This window comes from Verrucomicrobium sp. BvORR034 (assembly GCF_000739635.1).
Classification (GTDB): domain Bacteria; phylum Verrucomicrobiota; class Verrucomicrobiia; order Verrucomicrobiales; family Verrucomicrobiaceae; genus Verrucomicrobium.
Map to the genome: position 1 here is coordinate 110,642 of NZ_BATQ01000085.1, position 15,309 is coordinate 125,950.

The window sequence follows — 15,309 nt, forward strand, 5'->3', positions numbered from 1 at the left end:
GTCCATGCTCTCGAGAAATCCCCTCCTTTTGCCCTTTGTCGCTGTTTGTGCCTTCGCCGGTTTTGGTGGCGGTCTTTCCGCTGCTGAGTCCAAGCTGCTGCCTGCGGGTTGGGATGCCAAGGCAGAGGCGGACAAGGTGCTGGGTCGTCTCATCAATGTGACCAAACCTCAGGTGAAGGGGGCTCACGATGCGGAGTTCGTGATCGTAGGGGACAAGGCGTATATCGTGGCCGAAGCCAACGACGAAAAGCCGGGTGAGGCTGCGGCATGGCCCTTTGTCTATGTCACGCTGACCGTGGTGGATGTGCCCACCTTGAAGGTGGAAACGCAGCATGACTTCGCCCGGGGTGGGCAGGCTTTTGGCAATGTGACCCTGCCGGTAGGAGCCTGCTTTGTGCCGCGAATCTTGAAACTGAACGAGAGCACTCTGCGACTTTATTTCGCGAGCGAAGAACCGGCGAAACGGCAGTCGGTGACCTGGTATTTGGACTATGATGTGAAGACGGGAAAGTTTGCGAGTGAGCTTCACAAAACGAAGATCAAGACCGCAGCCGGGACCTTTGACATGGAGCCTCTGTACTTCCATGCCGATGCTGTGGCGGCGGGTTTTACGCGGAAGCCGGTGGATTTCGGTTTGTACATCTTTGATTCGTTCAAGTGGATCGACGGCCAGTGGCATGTGACACTGAACAACTACCCCGGCGGGCAGAACGCCCTCGGGCGGTTGAACGCCGCAGGCGATACCTTTGAGGTGCTGGGGCACTACAATCAGCCGGCGGAACTGAAGCTCACGGAGTCCTCGGCGAACCGGTTGCCCGATGGAAGCTGGCTGGCCATCTGCCGGCAGGAGGGGGGCAATGGAAATTACACGTTCAGCACGAGCCCGGATGGACGGACGTGGAGTGTGAATGAGTGCCGCCCGCTGGTGCCGAATGGGGCGAGTTCCAAGCCGACGTTGGACAAGTTCGGGGACATCTATTACCTCGGCTGGCAGGAAAGCACGAGGATCAACAACGTGTCCCGCAGTGTTTTCAACATCGAGGTGTCCAAGGATGGTAAAGGGTGGGAGAGAAAGTACCGGTTTGAAACAGAGAAGTCGTTTCAGTATCCGGCCTTTCATGATGATGGTGCAGGCAAGATCTATGTGTCAGTGACGCAGGGGGACAGCGATGCGAGTCGCAAGGAGCGGATCATGTTTGGAAGATTGGAGTAGGGGGGCGGTGGGTCAGTAGGCAGTGGGCGGCGAAGTTGTACGGAGTACAGGCTTTAGCCTGCGGAAGCTCGATGTTAGATGTTAGATGTGGGTGGCGAAGCTCTTTCTCGAAGAGGATGCGGCTACAAGCCCAACGTTGACGAGCTTCCAGCGAGTCTGCGCTGGGTTGAGGGGATATAGGCAACTACTCCGAAGGAGTTGCGGCGGTCAGGGAGGGTGTGGGCATCTCTGGCATCCCTTCAGGATGCAAATTTTCTCTGCTTTTCCAGGGGCAGGGCTCGTCAGACTCGCCCGGCCCCTGGCTACCGTCTGGGATGCCTTCGGCATGGCTGGATGGCCGTGGCTACGAACGAGATTAGGCGGACGGATGCTCGTGGCTGAGTTCGTAAGAACTTGGTCAGTAAGGGTGGCTTGGGCGAATGAAGGACCAAGCATCGCGCAGATGGCTTGACTCCTTCCGCGTTCTCACAAACGCAGCCACGACTGAGGTGAGACAAGGAGAAGCTTGTGGCTGAGCTCGTAAGAACTTGGTCAGTAGAGGTGGCTCGGGCGAATGAAGGATCAAGCATCGAGCAGATGGCTTGACTCCTTCCGCGTTCTCACAAACGCAGCTACGACTGACTGGGCCGCCTCACGGGATCGCTGCATCCATCAACTGCTGGAACCGCATCTCGATCGCGGCTTCATTACCGGACCGCACGAGGTCATAGAGGGCCAGGATCTCGGCGTCGTTGGCAGTTTCCATGAACTTGTCGATGCAGAAACCGGGCAGCTCGAAGAACCCCTTGGGCGACGGCCCGATGCCATACGGCGTCCCCAACCAGTTGCGCGAGATCCGGGAGTAGCTTTTCCATCGGTGCTCCAGCTTGTCGGGATGGTGCTTGGCGAGATGGAACTCCAGGGCGGAGGGGGCGTAAACTACGCTTGTATGGACTCCGAGAGGATAGGCGATGTAGTCGCGTCTCGACCCCGTCCATTCGCACATCTCCCGCACCTCCCAGCGGAATGCCCCCAATGCAACCAGGGACAGAAGGAACCCGAGTACGATGGCGAGCAGGAAATACAGCAATGGGAACCGCAGGCGCGGACGGGGGGCCTGCTGGGCGTCCGACGCAGAGGTGCCACGAAGTTCGGAAGTCGCCGAAGATGAGGTTGAAACCGGTGTGTCCATAGTGCGGCCAGGAGGCGTGTGGCACCGTAGACTCCGGCCCGGGAGTGGCCAGCAGGGAAGGATGAATTCGAGGTGAAGCCTCTGTGAAGGTCCTGCGAACGCTCGAAAACGAAAAGCCCCGCTGGCTTGGCAACCAGCGGGGCTTGGAATGAAAATGGCGGGTGGGCTCCGGCGTTACTTGGCCGCAGGCTTGCGGTTGAAGTTAAACCATTTGCGCTTTTCGTCCCGATGAGGCTCGGGATCCACGAGGGTAGCCTTGGGCACGACGCGGTCTGGAAAGACCTTGTACGCATCTTCGCCCACCTTGGTGCGAAGGTCTTCGCGCAGGCTGGCTCGCTGGAGGGAGCCGTCATCATTCACCACCATGGGCTGGATGAAGATGACCAGTTCCTTGCGCTCCTTGCTGGTGACATCTTCGCGGAAAAGACGGCCAAGCCCGGGGATGCGGCTGAGAACGGGGATGCCCTCGGTGTCCTTTTTCTCGGTCTCGGTAATGAGCCCACCGAGTACAACGGTGTTACCGGTGGGAACCGTGACGGTGGTGGCGATCTGTTCCGTGCCGATGATAGGCACATTGTTCTGGGCCACGATCTGGTTGCCGACCACGGTGTCGTTCACCTGGGCCACGCGGAGGGTCACATCGCCATCGGGATTGATGAGCGGAATGACTTCCAGCTTCAACACCACATCTTTGTAAGTGATGGTGGTCGTGACGTTGCCGGTGCCGTTGTTGTTGCTGCTGGCGTTGGCGAGGCTGGACTCCGGCACGGGAATGCTCTGGCCGCTAGTGATCACGGCGCGCTTGTTGTTTAAGGCAAACACACTGGGGCGGGAGAGCACCTTGAAGTTGTTGGTGGTCTCCAGGGCGGACACGAAGACGTCGAGGGACTGACCGAGCTGGCCATAGATGTTGAAGCCCTTCGCGTTGGCCAGTGCAGTCGTGATCAAGTTGTCGCGCATGTCGGCGACGTTGTTGTTCGTGATGATGTCTTCACGACCGGCAATGAAAGCGCTGGCCAGACCGCTGTTGCTGCCGGTGCTGACAAACTTCTGGAGGTAATCGACTCCCATTTGCATGCCATCGCCCAGCGTGAGCTGGCCGATCACAGTCGCGAGGTACACCTGGGGGGACTTGCGGTCGAGTTTGTCGAGGAGCAGGTCCACCTTGTCCTGGTTTTCCTTGGGGCCGATGACGATGATCGCATTGGCCAGCGGGTCGGCGATAATGCGCGTCTTGTTGATCATGATCGAGATGGGGGCGTTGTCCTCTTCGGACTCGATCAACTGGTCTGGACGGCTGCCCACGCCGGTAGAAGTGCCCGTGGTCGATGCGGAGGAGGAGGCACCGCTGAAAGTGCCGCCGCGGGCGGTGGTGTTGCTCCGGCCGGTGAGAAACTGGTTGCTGCTGGTGGTGAGGGCCTGGTTCTGCTGGGTGAGCGTGCCCCCCCCTGGGAGCTGGGTGGAGCCGCTGGTGGATTCGCGCAACAGATCGGCCAGCACGGAAATCACGTCCACAGAGTAGATGTTCTTCAGCTTGCGCTCGTAGGGTGTGGGCACCTCCACGGGCTTGTCGAACTCCAGGATGAGGCTGGTGATGTAAGTGTAGTCATCGGGCTCCGCGACGATGAGCACCTGGTTCAAGCGGGTGTCCGCCACCACTTGGGAGCTGGCGCGCACCTTCTGGGCGTTCGGGTCGTTGGGGTTGTTGCGATTGCCCTGGGTGATCTGGATCTGCGGCTGCGCTTGCTGTTGGGGCTGCTGGTTGTTTCCTCCCAGATTGATGGCCTGACCACGGATGGTGGTGATGCCCTTGGTCTGCGAATCCGTGGCCTGGGCATCCAGTGTGGCCTGCACGATCTGTGCGACGGTGGCGGCATCAGCATACTTCAGAGCCACGAACTTCGTCACCAGGGCGCTGGAGGTGGCGGGGGCGTCGATGACCTCACGAATGGCCACCAGCTGTTTCACGATGTTGGCGTTCTCCGTGATGAGCAGTCCGGCGGGAGCCAGCACCGGAGTGATGCGACCGTACGGGTTGAGCCCCACATGGCCACCGAGCATGGTCGCTGCCTCGGTGGGGTTCAGGAACGTGAGGGGCATGAAATAACTCACGATCGTCTCGTTGCTGGGGAGGTCCGAGGCGCTCTGATAAAAGCGCACCCCCTGGGAGAACTGGGCACCAGAGGTGCCCTGGGCCTTGGTCGAGAGGATGCGGGAACTGGTGCCGCCGGGCTCTGCCACAATGGCGTAGCCGTTGGTGAGCAGGGCGGCCTCGATCAGCTTGATGGCCTCAGCTTTGTCCACCGGCTTGGGCGTAACGAGGCTGATGGTCTGACCTTCGAAGATGGCCGTGTCCTTGATCAGCGTCTTCTCCGTCAGACGCTCATAGATACCGAGAATGTCGGTGATCGTGTTGTTGGGGAACTGCAGGGAAACCTTGTCGCCCTCGATGCGGAAGGTTTCCACCTCCGAGCTGCTGCCGGGGCCAGAGCCGCCGCGGAAGCTGCCCCGCCCGCCAAAACCACCGCCGCCACTGAATGGCGAACCACCGCCGGGACCTCCGGGGCCTCCAGGAGCGCCCGGGCCCCCTGGGGCACTGGGAGGGGGACCGCCGGGTTGCGGAGCAGGCGCATCGTTCTGCACCACCAAGCCTTTGGTTTCCAGGCGATCTCCGGCGGGCACGCTTTGCAGCGCCCGGAACTGGGAAGGGCTGGTGGAGGTGCTGGGGTTCGAGGTGTTGCCGCGAATCTGCGCTTGGGCCGCAGTGCTCAGGAGACATCCTGCCAGAAGGGGCAGGCAATGCTTCAGGCTGGGACTATGCGAGAGGATGGGGAGACGCATGAGGAAGTGAGAAGAGTGAAAAGGGAGTCGGTCGATGCGATGGCAGAGTGGAAGGGGGAGGCTGGGAGTGCTCGTTCAGACGAGGGCGGCGTGGTGGTCAACGTCCGCCTTTGTCCTCCCGTTCCACGCGTTCGAAGATCTTTTTGGCGTAGGAGGTCCGTTCTTCCGGGGTGGCGTTCTGCATTTTCTCGCGGGAGTCGCGCATCTCATGGATGAACTTCTCGCGTGCTTTCTCAGAGAGGGACATGAAACGCTGGCGATCTTCCTCGCTGGGCCCGCGGCGTTCGCGGCTCGGACCATCGCCGCCTCCGCGATGTTCGGAACCGCCGGGGCGATAGCCGCCTTTTTTCATGGACTCGGGGGAAAGTTGCTCGTTGCTGTAGCGCACGGTGACCATTTCCGCTCCGACCATGATCTTGGCCTGGGTACGGCTGAGCTGCACTGTGGCGCTGGTTTCTGCCAGCTTCCAGCCTTGGGCATTGGGCGTCTCACTGACCACGAAGTTTTCCTTGGTCTGCTTGTTCAGAATGGTGGCCACAGGCTTGCCCTCAATATAGGCGATGCCGGTGAGCACCAGGGAATCGGAGAGATCGAGCGAGCGGGTGAATGGCGGTGCCGCCAGCAATCCGTCGGCGACGCTGGGATCAAACGACTTGGGAAGATCCGGATCGGTGGCCGGCTGATCCACAGCCATGACCCACGCAGGTGCCAGGCCGAGGACGGCGGCGAGTCGAAGGAAAAAGGAAGCTTTCATGGCAGGGTTTTGGTTTAGCTGGCGAGGGGATTGGGAACCTCCAGGGGCGATGTCATTTCCAAAGGATTGTCCACCGGAACCGGGGCCGGAGCGGGAACTGGCGCAGGAGCAGGTTCAGCGGCTGGCTGGGGCTGGATGTGGGGTTCTGGCGGTGCGGCATTCGGGGGTGGATTAGGATTGAACCACCGCGCCACCGTGATGTTGCACTGAGCTTGCGGAGTCTTTTCGCGAGAGCGGGCGTCCAGCTCCAGCTCGATGTTTTTCACCGCGGTGAATTTCTCTGGAGACTGCAGGGTCAGCAGCCAGCGCAGCATGATCTCCTGGTCGCCCTTGAGGCGGAGGTTGACGGCCACTTCATTGGCGTGGTCGAGCGCAAGGGCCTCCAGCAGGGTTTCGTTCTCCACCTTCAAGCCGAGGTCCAGGGCCTGGTTGCGCAGATCCTCCAGCAGCTGACCTTGCGACTTTCCGGCGGAGTTCGTGTAGGGCATGGACTTGTTCAACCATGCCAGCCTCTTGGTCCAGAAGGGGCGGTCGTTGAGCAACATGCTGTCACCCACTGTCTGTTTCTTGAGCGTGTCCAGGTTCGAGGTCAAAGCTTTGCGGCGGGAGTTGAACTCCTGAAACGCGTAGGCATTGACGCCCAGAACGATGGTGACGACGCACAGCGTGAGCAGGCGTTTTTCACGGGTGTTGAGGCTTCGTTTCACAAGTGGAGAAAAAGGGGAAAAGGAATGGGGGGGAGGTCTCGCGTGCCGGGTACTAGGCGCCTTCAAGCTTCCCCTGGATGCGGAAGGAGGCGACCTTGTCCTTCATGGTAGGGGTGGGCATGGACCAGGTGTACCGGCTCAACGTGGGGTGCTTCTTCAAGTCCTCCAGAAACTGGGAGGCGGTTTGCGCATCGCGGGCTTCCCCGCGGAGTTCGACCTCAGCCAGTTTGGCTTCGAACCGCTTCAACACGATGCCGCTGGGGGGCATGAGGTTGGTGATGTGGCTGAGCTGCACCATGGGGTAGCGCTGCACGTCTGTGGCTGCCTCCAGAGTTCTCCAGCGTTGCGCGGTCGAGCGCACATCCGCAGCGGGCTGCTTGATCACGGCTGCCTGGTTTTCCAGGGTGGCAGCGTCTTTCTGCAACTGCTGCAGGTACCACCAGGCCATGGCGCAGATCACGGCGTAGATCAGCGCCAGCAGCATGAGCACCGACATGAGGCGACGGCGCGTCTCCTTGCTGGCCTGAGCCTGGTACACCGCCACGGGCAGCAGCTTGGGGAAGGCTTCGAGACTCTGCGTGCGATTGGGCTGAAGCGTGGGCACATGCTCCAGGGCGATGGGGGTGTGCTTGCGCAGTTCCGTGCGCAGGGAGCCCAGATGAGCCCCTACCAGGGTGGCACCACGCAGGACGCCGAAGCCCTCCTGAGCCTCCAGACTGAGTCTTGCGATCTCCAGTTCCCGCGCCAGATCGACGGGTGCCATATCGCTGGTGCCCAGAATGTGGCAGTGCCAGAGCTTGCCCGACTGGCTGGCCGCGAGGACCAGATGGCCCTGCTCCTCCATGACCACGAGCTCTCCCGGCGGCAGGGCCAGCAGGCGGAGGGCGGCAGTGTACTTGGCGGCATGCTTCACCGCCAGTTCAGCAGGGAAGGGCTGGAGCAGCACATCCACGCTCACCAACATCTGGCCGCCTTGATTGCCCAGCACATGCCATGCAAAATTGGGCACAGGAGCTTTCTCCACCAATATGCCACGGCGCTCCAACTGGGCTTCCACCATCGAGCCGAACAGGGCAGGCTCCACCTGCGGGAGGATGAGACCGACCGTGCGGCAGGCGGTGGCGGGAAGGCCAACCACGATGGGCTTGGAGGTTTCCCGGCATTCCGCCGGTGCCTCCACCTGTTCAGAGGTGGTTGCAGAGGTGGATTTCCAAAGTCTCCAAGTGAGCTCGGAATCGGGAAGGAGGAAGCTGGCGGCGCCTGAGGACATGTGAGAAGGGCTACTCTTCGGTGCGTGCGAGATAGTTCAACGAACCGTCTTCCTGCCGTCTGGCAATCACGACGATTTTGTACCGTTGTTCACCGACCCGGCCCGTGCTTTCCACGCGGCGAGTGAGGTGATCGGTGGTGATGTAAGAGGCCAGGGAGGTGGACGTGGCAGAGTCCATGCCCAGGAGTTGTTCGGCCTTGGAGGTGGTCAGGGTGACGTCGTCCTCCGTGCCGGCCACGCCATCGGGACCGCTGCGTTCGCGGATGAGCGTGTCGGCATCGCCCTGCTCGGCATCGGCCACGGCCATGAGCACATCGGCCGGGGCGTAGTTGAGATCGATCAAGCCATCGCCGTAGATGCTGAAGTAGTTCCGCCAGTCGGGCTTGGCCCGCTCCACGGCATCCATGCCGCGCACCAGCAGCATCTCCTCCAGGGAGGTGAAGCCCTGCTGACGGGGGAAGTCGGCGAAACCACGGGACTCGTAGTAGTCCTTCTCCGCCCCCTGGGAGCGCAGGTCCTCATTGGTATCCACCCAGTCCGCCAGGGAGTCGGCGGCCACGTTGGCCTCCTCCGGCGTGAGTTTCCAGAGGATGAAGAGATTGTAGATTATTTCCCGATACTTGACGTCGGTGATGTAGTTGATGGGGATGCGGGAGCCTTCTGAGGAAATAACCACCTCGAAACCGCTGTCCGTGCCGGTCTGCTGCTTCAGCACCGGATCGCCGGGCTTGATCTGCGGGTGCAGCCCGACCGCGATGCCGCACTCTGCCAGATTCAGCGCGCGGAAGGCCTGGGATTCCTGGCCGTTTTCCGCCTGGCTGTAGTGCATCAACTCCACCGTGCCCATGACCGTGATGGACATCATGATGATGGCGGCAAGCACAAGCATGAGGGCGGAGCCGCGAGGCCTGTGCCCGCGTTTTCCCGCTGCTGTGCTGTCATGTGCAAGTGTCACCATTTGAGGAACTTCTACCTGCCGCCTCCGGTTGAACCACCGCCGCCGCCACTTGGTTGCGCGCCGCCACCAGAATTTCCGGAGCCGCCACCGCCCCCGCCGCGGGGACCGCCGCCACCGCCACCGCGCTGGCCACCCTGACCTTGGCCGCCTTGGCCTTGACCCTGGCCGCCGCCGTCGCGTCCGCCACCGTTTCCACGTCCACCCCGGTCGCCGCCGCCGCCGCGTCCACCGCGATCACCACCACCTTGATTGTTGTTCCCACCGCCGCCAGCGTTGTTGTTGCCGCCACCGGTCTGGGTGGAACTGGAGCTGCTCGTGCTGGGCCGGAGGGCCGCATTGGCCTCGGTCAGCTTCGTGGTAGGCAGGGCAAAGACAGCGCGCAGGGGCAGGGTGCGATCCTTCAGAAGAAGGTTCATCTCCACCAGCGGGGGGAGATCGGTGTCTTCCCATTCTTCTTCCCAGACGTCTTCATCCTGTTTGTAGAAGCGCCAGTTCAGGCTCACCACGTCACTGAGCAGAGGCATCCAGTAGCGGCCCTGATCGTCCGGAGCGGCCAGCCCATCGCCAGCGGCCCGGGTGACGCCGGCGGACTGGCCCACCTGGGTGGGGATGATGTCCTCCCGGCTGATGCCCAGATAATAGAGGCGGGTGCCCTGGGGATTGGACTCGGCGGACTCTGTGGCGGCATAGTCCGGCCGGATGCCCAGAATGGTGTCCTTGTAGCTCATGGGCGAGTAGCCATAGCTAAAGGCCTCCGGTGCGCCGCTAATGGTTAGCTCCTGAATCGGGGGCGTGGCCGTCTCTGTCACCTTGAGGGTCAGAATGGCGGTGACTGGCAGGTTCTGAAACATGTGGCGGCACAGGGCGACGTAACGGTTCACCTCGTCGTTCTCCTGCTGAATCTGCCGGGTGTCCACGGCGGTGCGGACGGAGACGCGCACGATGCCAAAGACCATGCCGCTCAGCAGGGCGAGCAGGGTGAGCGCCATGATCATCTCCAGCAGGGTGAACCCGCCAGCAGATGCGCGGCTAGTTGTTGCTGGATTGGGTCTGTTTCTTGTAAACATAGATGTCCAGCGCCTCCTCCCGCTGCTCGGCCCCGACGTCATAAGTCACTGCGACCCGCAGGGTGTAGAGGTCGCTGAGCACGGTGCCATTGCGGTCTTTCAAAGTAAGGGGCTCGGCCGCGCTGTTGTAAGTCACGCCCAGGCGTGGATCGGTGTAAGTCTGCGTCAGCTCGGACAGGGGCTTGCGCCGGACCTCCTCCAGGAAAGAGCGCAGACCCATGCGGATGTCGTTCTCGCGGTTCAGCACCGAGGACGTCTGGATGGCCATCTGCAATGTGCGGGCCAGGCTCATGACCGCGATGGAGAAGATGATGAGGGCAAGAATGAGTTCCAGCAGCACATAGCCGCCGGGCCGACGGCGCGAACCGGGGGCGGAGGAGGGGGCGGCGTGCGTCTTCATGGCGGAGATCAAAGTGTGGTGGCGGTCTCCTTCACAATGTCGGCGGTCAGGGCGCTGAAGTCGGCCGTAAAGACGTTGTTCTGCAATTGCAAGGTCACGGTAATAGGGGTGACCATGCCGCTGGGTTGAAAGACCCATAGCTTGACCGCGTCGGCCGCGATGGGCACGGGTTCGGACTCATGCCACTCCCGCACGCTTACCGTCATGCCCTCTGGCAATGGGACGGACTCCACCCAATCTTTGAAGACGGGGGCTGGGGCGGCGTCCCCAGGGTTGAGCGGGGAGGAGGCCACGGGCGACTGGTCGTTGGGCAGCAGACCAGCTTCTTCCTTCTGCTGCGTCTCAATGGCGGAGCGCTGGATGAACTCCTCGATCTGCGCGGCCTGTAGATAAGGGCTGATGTAACGGGTGGCCTTGAACCCGGTGCTGGTGAAGGCGATCTGATAGGGGCGACGGTCCTTCATCGCCCGCAGGCGGGTCTCTTTGGCCAGCTTGGCCAGGGAGTTGAGCGGTTCGCGGGCCTGGGCGGCCTCACGCAGCCCGTACACACTGGGGATGGCGGCCGCCATGAGCAGGGCCAGCAGGGTGAGCACCAGCACCAGCTCCAGCAGCGTGAAGGCCGGGGAGGCACCGGCACGATTGCCCCACCGGATGCCGCTCTTGAAAAGAGGGCCTCCAGTGGTCTGGTCGTGCCTGGTGATCCGGGGATCCATGGGGGTGTTATTCCAGAGGATGCGAAAGCCTTACTTGGCCTCTACGGCCTTCCAGTTGCCGATGTCATCGGCCGTGTTTTCCTGGCCGTCCTTGCCCACGGAGTACACGTCATAGGGGTCCTTGGACTTCTGGGCGGGATAGCGGTACTTGTAGGGCTGCTTCCACGGATCGCTGGGGATCTCGTTCATGTAGCGGTTCCAGCGCTCAGGCAGCGGCGCGGTGGTGGGCTTTTCCGTGAGGGCCATGATACCCTGCTCGGTGGTGGGGTAGCGGCCTGCGCCATAGGAGTAGGCGTCCAGCGCGGTGCTGATGGTCTGAATGTCGCCCTTCACGCGATCTGCTTGGGCTCCTTCCACGAGGCCACCGCGATTGAGCACGGTGATGGCGGCGCCCATGATGAGCGCGAGCAACGTGAGCACGAGCACGAGTTCAATGAGGGTGAAGCCTCGCGCAGATCGGCGGTGGCGCAGAGGGGTGATAGAGGTCGTATTCATGCGGGTGGGTGTAGGTTGGAGGGGTCGTGGGTTGCGGTTGTGTTGAGGAGAAAGGAAAGGGGAATCAGGAATGCGCGCGGACGCTGGTCATGGTTTCGAAGATGGCGGTGACGATGGAGATGGCGACGACGCCCACCACCACGAACAAGATGACCAGAACGATCGGCGTGATGAGAGCTGTCACCCGTTTGACCCTGCCATCCAGCTCCTTGTCATAACGGGCGGCAATCTTTTCCAGCGATTTGCCTAGGCGACCGGTTTGCTCGCCCATGGCGACCATGTCCACCAGCAACACCGGCAGGTGCCCGACCTTCCGCAGCGCAGAGGAGAGGGACACCCCTTCACCGATGATGCCAGCAGCCTGATTGAGCAGACCGCGCAGGAAGACATTGGCCGTGGACTTCGCGGTGAGCTTGAGCGCGTTGAGCAGGGGAATGCCGTTGTTCACCAGGTTCCCCAGAGAGGCGGCGAACTGGGCGTTGAAACGGGCCGTCAGCACAGGACCGAAGAGGGGGATCTTCAGTTTCGCACGGTCCCACCACATCCGGCCAGACTCTTTGGCGATGTAGGCGCGGAAGAGCAGCACCGAGGAGACGATGACCGCCAGGGCCAGCCACCACCAGTGTTTGACCAGGTCGGAGAAGGTCCCCAGCATCTCCATGACGAAGGGGAGCTTCGTGCGGCTTTTTGAGAGCATGTCCACAAAGCCGGGCAGCAGCACCGTGCTGAACACGATCAGCAGCATGATGAGCGCGCCGAACATGAAGGCGGGGTACACCAGAGCGGCAACCACGCGGCTCTGCAGGTCGTGCATCTGGGTGATGCTGGCGGAGAGCCGCCGCAAGATCTGGGGAAGGGAGCCTGACACCTCACCGGCGGTGGCGAGGTTGCAATACATTTCATCAAAGCTGGGCGAGGCCTGCAGCAGCGCCTTGGAGAATGTGGCGCCTTCCCGCAACTGCTCGCGGATGCGGCCGCTCACCTTGCGCAGCACGGGAGACTCCTGGCGCTCATGCATCACGCGCAACGCCTGTTCCAGTTGCAACCCACCATCCATGAGGTCGGCCAACTCCTCGGTGAAGAGAATCAACTGGGCCCGCTTCAGCACCGGGGCAGGGGAGGTGTCTTTCGCCTCCTCCTTGGCTGCCTTTGCCTCCGCAGTCGTTTCCTCTGCCACCTTGATCGGTGTCAGCCGCTGCGACTCCAGTTGACGATAAACTTCCGCCCGGGTCGAGACGGCAAGCGATCCCGTGACCTGTTTGCCAGAGGTGTCGAGAGCAGTGTAGGCGAAAGCAGGCATGTTCGGTAAAACAGTAATTCAGTAATTCGGTAAAACAGTGGTTCGCCCAATGGGCATCAATTGCTTCTGGAACGTTTTGGGAAGGAGAATCCTCCGTTCGGGCTCATCATCTTGTTCAACATCTTGCCAATCGCTTTGGAACGTTCCGCAAGCTGCTCTGACGTTTCCAGGTCAAGGTACTGGCAGGCATAGGCGGTGCGCAGCCAGTGAAGCGTTTCCAGGTTTTCAGCATCAGCATCCGTCAGTTTCATTACGAAGTGAGCATCGTATTGTCGTTTGCCCCAGGCTTCGGCGATGTTCGCTCCTACTGCCCGGCTGCTACGACGAATTTGATCTGTGAGAGAGTAAGACTCTTCGCGGGGCCAGAGCTTGCTAATACGGAAAACTTCCTGCTGCAGCTGAAAGGCAAATTTGTAAACGGTCAATTCGGTGAAATTTTGGACAAAACCTTGGGGTTGGGGATTTGATGCTTCGTCGCTCATAGGAAACCATCGCTCCATTCCTTGGTGCATCTAGTGAATTGATGAACTCCTGGTTTACTGGGTTACCGAATTACTGAATTACCGGGTTACTAATCTGAGCTTGCCGTAACCGTCATCACCTCCTCCACGGTCGTGACGCCCTGGATGGCTTTCATGAAGCCGTACTGGCGCATGGGGATCATGCCGTCCTTGAAGGCCTGGGCCTTGAGTTCGGCGATGGGCGCGCGAAGGTTGATCTTCTCACCCATCTGGGAGGTGACTTCACAGATCTCCATGATGGCGAGACGGCCCTGGAAGCCGGTGCCACGGCACTGGCGGCAGCCTTCGGGACGGCGGAGTTTGTCTGCTTCAGAGAGGGGGAATCCGATGGCTTCGAGGTAGCTCTTTTCAAGCTGGGTGGGCTGCTTGCAGAAGGGGCAGAGCGTGCGCACGAGCCGCTGGGCCTGGAAGGCGCGGACGGAAGAGGAAATAAGAAAGGGCTCGATGCCCATGTCCAGCAGACGGCTGATGCCGCCCACGGCATCGTTCGTGTGCAGGGTGGAGAAGACAAGGTGACCGGTGAGGGCGGCGCGGATGGCGATCTCGGTGGTCTCAAGGTCACGCATTTCCCCCACCATCACGACGTTGGGGTCGCCACGCAGGATGCTGCGCAGACCCGCGGCGAAGGTGAGGTTGATCTCCGGCTTCACGGCGATCTGGATCACGCCATCCAGCTTGTTTTCCACCGGATCCTCGATGGTGACGATGCGGCGTTCTTTGGTGTTGAGTTGCCGGAGGAAGGTGTAGAGCGTGGTGCTCTTCCCGCTTCCCGTGGGGCCCGTCACAAGGATGATGCCGTTGGGGGAGCCGAGCAGGCGACGAATGCTGGTCTCGATGTGGGGTGTGAGTCCCAGCTTCTCAAAGTCGAACTTCTGGCGGGTGAGCAGACGAAGGCTCACGCTCTCGCCATTGACGGAGGGGATGGTGGCCACGCGGACGTCGATGGGGTCACCATCGAGTTCGAGGTTGATACGACCATCCTGTGGCAGCCGGCGCTCGGCGATGTCCAGATGCGCCATGATCTTGAGGCGCGAGATGAGAGAGGCCTGCAGCAGCCGCATGTTGGGCGGCACTGGGACCTCTTGCAGCTTGCCGTCGATGCGGTAGCGAATGCGCAGATCGCGCTCCAGCGGCTCTACGTGAATGTCGGTGGCCCGTTCCTTCAAGGCTTCGCGGAAGATCTGGTTCACGAAGTTCATGACCGTGGCCTCCTCGTCCGCCTCGTCGAGGACGTTCACTTCCTGCTTCATGTCATCGTGGCTGGAGTCGCCGTCGCGGCCTTCCAGCAACTCCTCGAAGTTCTCTGCCCCCACGCCATAGCCCTGGTGCAGGGCTTCCAGGATGCGTCGGCGGGTGGCCAGACCCCAGGTGATGCGCTTGCGCACCTCCTGGCCCACAGCTTGGCGGGCATCCAGGTTGAAGGGGTCGTACGTGAGCAGCGTCAGGTCCGCTCCGCTCAGATGGGCGGGGTACACCCGGTGGCGCAGGGCTAGCTTGGCCGGGAAGCGATTGTGGAGATTGTCCGCGGGCTCCAGACTTTCGTCCGAAGTGAACGGCAGGCTCAGCGAGCGGCCGAGGTGCTCGATAAAGAGGTCTTCATCGACCAGATTGGAGTCCAGCAGGGCTTCCACCAGGGAGCCACGACGGGAAACTGCCTCCTCCAAGGTCTGGCGGCAGAGTTGGGACTGGGTGCATCCAGCTTCGGAAGCTGTCTGGGCCAGGAGATCGGTAAGGGAAAAGGACATCGGGACAGAACGCTAAACGCAGCAAGCAGTCAGGAATTGCGAAAAACAGAGTCAGCCAAACAAGCTTCAACTCCCCGGCCGCGAACAGGTTGCGGGGGAATTTGAACTTGATGCTGCGACTCCGGGTCGCTAGGCTTCGAATTACATAGGAGCC

Annotated in this window: 14 protein-coding genes; 1 reads left to right on the forward strand and 13 read right to left on the reverse strand. The window is 61.3% G+C overall.

What is annotated here, in order from left to right; translation table 11 throughout:
- The first annotated feature begins 4 nt into the window (after positions 1-4).
- Positions 5-1,213 (forward strand): sialidase family protein, encoded by a 1,209-nt coding sequence (locus tag BV034_RS14935; RefSeq protein WP_050027829.1) that lies wholly within the window; start codon positions 5-7, stop codon positions 1,211-1,213.
- 631 nt (positions 1,214-1,844) lie between these two features.
- Here the strand turns inward: BV034_RS14935 and BV034_RS14940 are convergent.
- The 13 genes from BV034_RS14940 to BV034_RS15000 form a co-directional block, all read right to left on the reverse strand.
- Positions 1,845-2,384, reverse strand: a complete 540-nt coding sequence (locus BV034_RS14940) for a hypothetical protein (protein WP_265593025.1) — start codon at positions 2,382-2,384, stop codon at positions 1,845-1,847.
- Positions 2,385-2,558: 174 nt separating this feature from the next.
- Entirely contained in the window at positions 2,559-5,225 is a 2,667-nt protein-coding gene (locus BV034_RS14945) for a secretin N-terminal domain-containing protein (RefSeq protein WP_050027803.1), read from the reverse strand.
- 97 nt (positions 5,226-5,322) lie between these two features.
- A complete protein-coding gene (locus BV034_RS14950; RefSeq protein WP_050027804.1) occupies positions 5,323-5,979 on the reverse strand; it encodes a hypothetical protein in 657 nt (218 codons plus the stop codon).
- 14 nt (positions 5,980-5,993) lie between these two features.
- On the reverse strand, positions 5,994-6,686 hold the full coding sequence (locus BV034_RS34210; protein WP_063768792.1) for a hypothetical protein: 693 nt from the start codon (positions 6,684-6,686) through the stop codon (positions 5,994-5,996).
- Positions 6,687-6,738: 52 nt separating this feature from the next.
- Complete coding sequence (locus tag BV034_RS14960) at positions 6,739-7,956, reverse strand: PilN domain-containing protein (protein ID WP_050027805.1); 1,218 nt, start codon at positions 7,954-7,956, stop codon at positions 6,739-6,741.
- A gap of 10 nt (positions 7,957-7,966) precedes the next feature.
- A complete protein-coding gene (locus BV034_RS14965) occupies positions 7,967-8,845 on the reverse strand; it encodes a type II secretion system protein GspK (RefSeq protein ID WP_265593026.1) in 879 nt (292 codons plus the stop codon).
- 80 nt (positions 8,846-8,925) lie between these two features.
- Entirely contained in the window at positions 8,926-10,023 is a 1,098-nt protein-coding gene (locus BV034_RS34215; RefSeq protein ID WP_081887838.1) for a prepilin-type N-terminal cleavage/methylation domain-containing protein, read from the reverse strand.
- The gene (locus BV034_RS14975) at positions 9,944-10,381 is read right to left on the reverse strand and encodes a hypothetical protein (RefSeq protein WP_050027807.1); all 438 of its coding nucleotides are present in this window, start codon (positions 10,379-10,381) and stop codon (positions 9,944-9,946) included. The genes BV034_RS34215 and BV034_RS14975 overlap by 80 nt, the downstream gene beginning before the upstream one ends.
- A gap of 8 nt (positions 10,382-10,389) precedes the next feature.
- Positions 10,390-11,094: a hypothetical protein gene (locus tag BV034_RS14980; protein WP_050027808.1), complete on the reverse strand. Its 705-nt coding sequence runs from the start codon at positions 11,092-11,094 to the stop codon at positions 10,390-10,392.
- 30 nt (positions 11,095-11,124) lie between these two features.
- Positions 11,125-11,589, reverse strand: a complete 465-nt coding sequence (gene gspG, locus BV034_RS14985) for a type II secretion system major pseudopilin GspG (protein WP_050027809.1) — start codon at positions 11,587-11,589, stop codon at positions 11,125-11,127.
- A 64-nt stretch (positions 11,590-11,653) separates the two neighbouring features.
- Positions 11,654-12,889 (reverse strand): type II secretion system F family protein, encoded by a 1,236-nt coding sequence (locus BV034_RS14990; RefSeq protein ID WP_050027810.1) that lies wholly within the window; start codon positions 12,887-12,889, stop codon positions 11,654-11,656.
- A 56-nt stretch (positions 12,890-12,945) separates the two neighbouring features.
- Entirely contained in the window at positions 12,946-13,371 is a 426-nt protein-coding gene (locus BV034_RS14995) for a four helix bundle protein (protein ID WP_050027811.1), read from the reverse strand.
- Positions 13,372-13,460: 89 nt separating this feature from the next.
- Positions 13,461-15,155 carry a GspE/PulE family protein gene (locus tag BV034_RS15000; RefSeq protein WP_050027812.1) on the reverse strand — a complete coding sequence of 565 codons (1,695 nt, stop codon included), beginning with the start codon at positions 15,153-15,155 and terminating at the stop codon, positions 13,461-13,463.
- Between the last annotated feature and the right edge of the window lie 154 nt (positions 15,156-15,309).

Excerpts from the sequence above, each read along its gene's own strand:
- BV034_RS14935 (WP_050027829.1), top strand. The coding sequence starts at position 5 with ATGCTCTCGAGAAATCCCCTCCTTTTGCCCTTTGTCGCTGTTTGTGCC.
- BV034_RS14940 (WP_265593025.1), bottom strand. The coding sequence starts at position 2,384 with ATGGACACACCGGTTTCAACCTCATCTTCGGCGACTTCCGAACTTCGT.
- BV034_RS14945 (WP_050027803.1), bottom strand. The coding sequence starts at position 5,225 with ATGCGTCTCCCCATCCTCTCGCATAGTCCCAGCCTGAAGCATTGCCTG.
- BV034_RS14950 (WP_050027804.1), bottom strand. The coding sequence starts at position 5,979 with ATGAAAGCTTCCTTTTTCCTTCGACTCGCCGCCGTCCTCGGCCTGGCA.
- BV034_RS14960 (WP_050027805.1), bottom strand. The coding sequence starts at position 7,956 with ATGTCCTCAGGCGCCGCCAGCTTCCTCCTTCCCGATTCCGAGCTCACT.
- BV034_RS14965 (WP_265593026.1), bottom strand. The coding sequence starts at position 8,845 with ATGCTTGTGCTTGCCGCCATCATCATGATGTCCATCACGGTCATGGGC.
- BV034_RS34215 (WP_081887838.1), bottom strand. The coding sequence starts at position 10,023 with ATGACGTCGGGGCCGAGCAGCGGGAGGAGGCGCTGGACATCTATGTTT.
- BV034_RS14975 (WP_050027807.1), bottom strand. The coding sequence starts at position 10,381 with ATGAAGACGCACGCCGCCCCCTCCTCCGCCCCCGGTTCGCGCCGTCGG.
- BV034_RS14980 (WP_050027808.1), bottom strand. The coding sequence starts at position 11,094 with ATGGATCCCCGGATCACCAGGCACGACCAGACCACTGGAGGCCCTCTT.
- gspG (WP_050027809.1), bottom strand. The coding sequence starts at position 11,589 with ATGAATACGACCTCTATCACCCCTCTGCGCCACCGCCGATCTGCGCGA.
- BV034_RS14990 (WP_050027810.1), bottom strand. The coding sequence starts at position 12,889 with ATGCCTGCTTTCGCCTACACTGCTCTCGACACCTCTGGCAAACAGGTC.
- BV034_RS14995 (WP_050027811.1), bottom strand. The coding sequence starts at position 13,371 with ATGAGCGACGAAGCATCAAATCCCCAACCCCAAGGTTTTGTCCAAAAT.
- BV034_RS15000 (WP_050027812.1), bottom strand. The coding sequence starts at position 15,155 with ATGTCCTTTTCCCTTACCGATCTCCTGGCCCAGACAGCTTCCGAAGCT.